Below are 2,890 nucleotides of genomic sequence, written 5' to 3'. Positions count from 1 at the left end.
GACATAATCGTCGCCAGTCTTATCTTCTAATGGATGCAGCAGTAATATTTGATAACTTAGAGCAAAATGTGATCGGAACGATCACATTTTGCCGACGAATGAGTGGCAAATCAGACCACTGTCCAAGCTAGACCCGGACATTCAGCCCGAAGCATGGGAGCAAGCTGTAGAGTCTGCCAACGGGAAAGTACCATCTCATCGCATTGTCAAAGATGCGGTGCAGCGAATAATTGAACGTACTCAAGTACCTAACACCTATCAATTAGGCGAGGTATGCCAAATCTTAGCCAAAGATAATCCAGAACTCAGGGGCAAGGGTGGCTGCTGGGGGATTGTCAGCCAAGTAAATGAGTTCAGTTGCACGGTGAGGATGTGGGATGGCGAACACACGGTTGGGTTGCAACATCTGAAATCTTACAATTACCTGCCTGCCGAGTGTGAGCAGATGCAAGTGATTTGCGATCGCATCAGTCGGGTGTATTCAGACTCACTGGAGGAGACAGTCAAAAGTCTGTTGCAGTCGTTGGGGAAGCTGAATCGACCTTATCTAACTGAGTTGGAAGAAAAACTTTTGAGCCTTCTAGAGTCTGAAGTTAAAGTGTAATAGCTAACTGCGTTGTCAACTCTTCATAAAACTGTTTATGTGAACCTGAATAATTTTCTGCGCCTAAGCGTGTTAAGTATCACTTCTTGCCTGTGTAAGGATTAGGGATATAGCTGTAAATGGAGAGAAAATAGCGAAGCTGCTATGATCCGCCACACAAGGACTGGAAACGCTACCCAGAGAGAGTTTCATTAATTTTAAAGCGAAAATGAGATGCAGCGACAACTATGGAGAATGAGCAGGTTATTTTGCTGATATTGAATATCCGCAGGAAGAAGAGCGACATATACGAACTTTCTCATTCTTCTTGTTAACCGTCAGTATCATCCTTCCTGCTCTGCATTGAGGGCATTTGATTCCAGTTATCTTCTTCTCGTCTGGTAGCTTAATTGAGTGATTACAGGAGCAACATTTGCGGTAACGGTTATTGTACTGGCTAAGTTCCATCCCCAGTGTGCCGCATTTCGGGCAAATATCTCCTTGAGTATAACTATCACTATTTTGCGTTCCACTTCCACAGTGAATACATAGATAATATTTATCTTCTGATGACTGGTATTTGCTCTCTCTGCTATCAATTATTTCGCCGCACCCCCAGCATTCATTTAAGTAGATATTATAATCATGGCCCTTTCCATGTTTACAAGAAAAAACTGTAACTCTAAATTTAGCTAAAAATTTTGCATATTCTATATTGTGTGGCATGATATCTCCGCATACGGAGCATTTGAGCCTTGAGCGAATTTCATTAATGCGATTAATCCACCCTGATAGTTTTGTTAAATAATCTTCAGGTCTTTTCAAATCAGACAGAGATGGCACAATACCAGCTACTTTAAAAAGTTCTAGTAAAGACCATTTCTCCCAATCTTGTGAACATTCAGCATAAAGACGCGCTCCATACAAACCATAATTTGAATTTACCCTTGGTTTACTAGGCTCAAATAAATCGCAAGGTCTTTGTCTTGCGCGTGGACAACAGGCGCGAGATACCAGGGCAGTCACTTCTGCTGCTTGATTATCTGTCATCGTCCACAGTCTTCCTTCACAGTATTTAACTTTAACTTCTGTAGGTTGGCAATAAGGAAGTAAGGGATCAAGATTCAGAAGTTCAGTAGAATTTGTTGCATTTTTAATTACATACTGAATAAATAAATTATGCACTTGTTGAAAAACTTCATTTCCTCGTTCTGGATGTTCTTTAGCCCATAATATCTTTAGTACACATCTAACTAAGTTATCATTCTCTGGGGTTATTTTTTGAATATCCTTAAACTCATTAAGAAATGTGGAGGTATTTTCAGTCTCTTTCATGAGGCGATAAATACATAGTATTTTTGCTTGTCTTGACAAATATTGCCAAATAAATAAAGAATTATTTGCTATAAAATCCCACACTAATTTAACTTGATCTTCTGGAAGTAAAAAATGAAACGATTTAAGGATCTCTTCTTTATATCTCACCCCTTCTGGAAGTAAATAAATTAATATTATACGTTCTTCATTAGAAGTAGTATTAATCAAATATCCAATTTTGTTAATGATAGTTTGATTTTGTATTTGGGATTCTTTTTTAAGCTTTGATAACATAATCAATATTTTTTCTTCTGGAGGTAAGAATTCTAATATTTCATCCCACTTTTTAACACTATCTGGCAGCTTAGAAAGTAAAATTTGAAGTTTATCACTTGGACTTTTAGAAAGAACCTCTGCAATCTGGGATATAATTTCAGCATTTTGATTAACATCATTTTTTAGTTTTGCCCTAAGAATGGTAATTTGTTCAATATCAGGTAAATATTTTAAAATAAGGTTGTGAGATTTAATAAATTCCTTGTCTTTAAATATAGAAATTAGTTCTGTGATATTTTCCTCTGCTGATTCTTTAAGTATGTCTGCTATTTTCAAAATATTATCTTGATAAATTAAATCTTGTTGGTTACTAATTTGGCTTACAAGAATCCCAATACGTCTACTTTCTGACGCTATAGACCATATCTGCTGATCGAGGATAATATAATCAGGTATATCTAGCCAGAATGCGGCTAAGTTTGAATGTACTAAAAGCTCTCGCAATTCAGATAATAAGATGTCTTTAGTAGAGGCATATTCTATATTACTAATTAGTTCAACCAAGCATTGTATGTGTAATTTTATATTAAGGGAATTACGAGCTTCTGGATAATCCGCATATAAATTATATATTTTGCTGATATTTTCCTGAGATATTTCCAGATTCCCATCTTGAACATTTGATATAATATTAAATATTTCCTCTAGATCGGA

At 36.5% G+C, this 2,890-nt stretch carries 2 protein-coding genes; one reads left to right on the top strand and one right to left on the bottom strand.

What is annotated here, in order from left to right; translation table 11 throughout:
- Nucleotides 1-88 precede the first annotated feature (88 nt).
- On the top strand, nt 89-604 hold the full coding sequence (locus tag H6G26_RS40480) for a hypothetical protein (RefSeq protein ID WP_242054381.1): 516 nt from the start codon (nt 89-91) through the stop codon (nt 602-604).
- Between the two features lie 243 nt (nt 605-847).
- Here H6G26_RS40480 and H6G26_RS40475 read toward each other — a convergent pair.
- Nucleotides 848-2,890 (bottom strand): hypothetical protein (locus H6G26_RS40475; protein ID WP_199327295.1); only part of this gene is annotated, 2,043 nt, incomplete at its 5' end.

This window comes from Nostoc sp. FACHB-888, from assembly GCF_014696655.1.
In the GTDB taxonomy this organism is placed as follows: Bacteria; Cyanobacteriota; Cyanobacteriia; order Cyanobacteriales; family Nostocaceae; genus Nostoc.
This window is presented reverse-complemented; position numbering and strand designations above follow the sequence as displayed.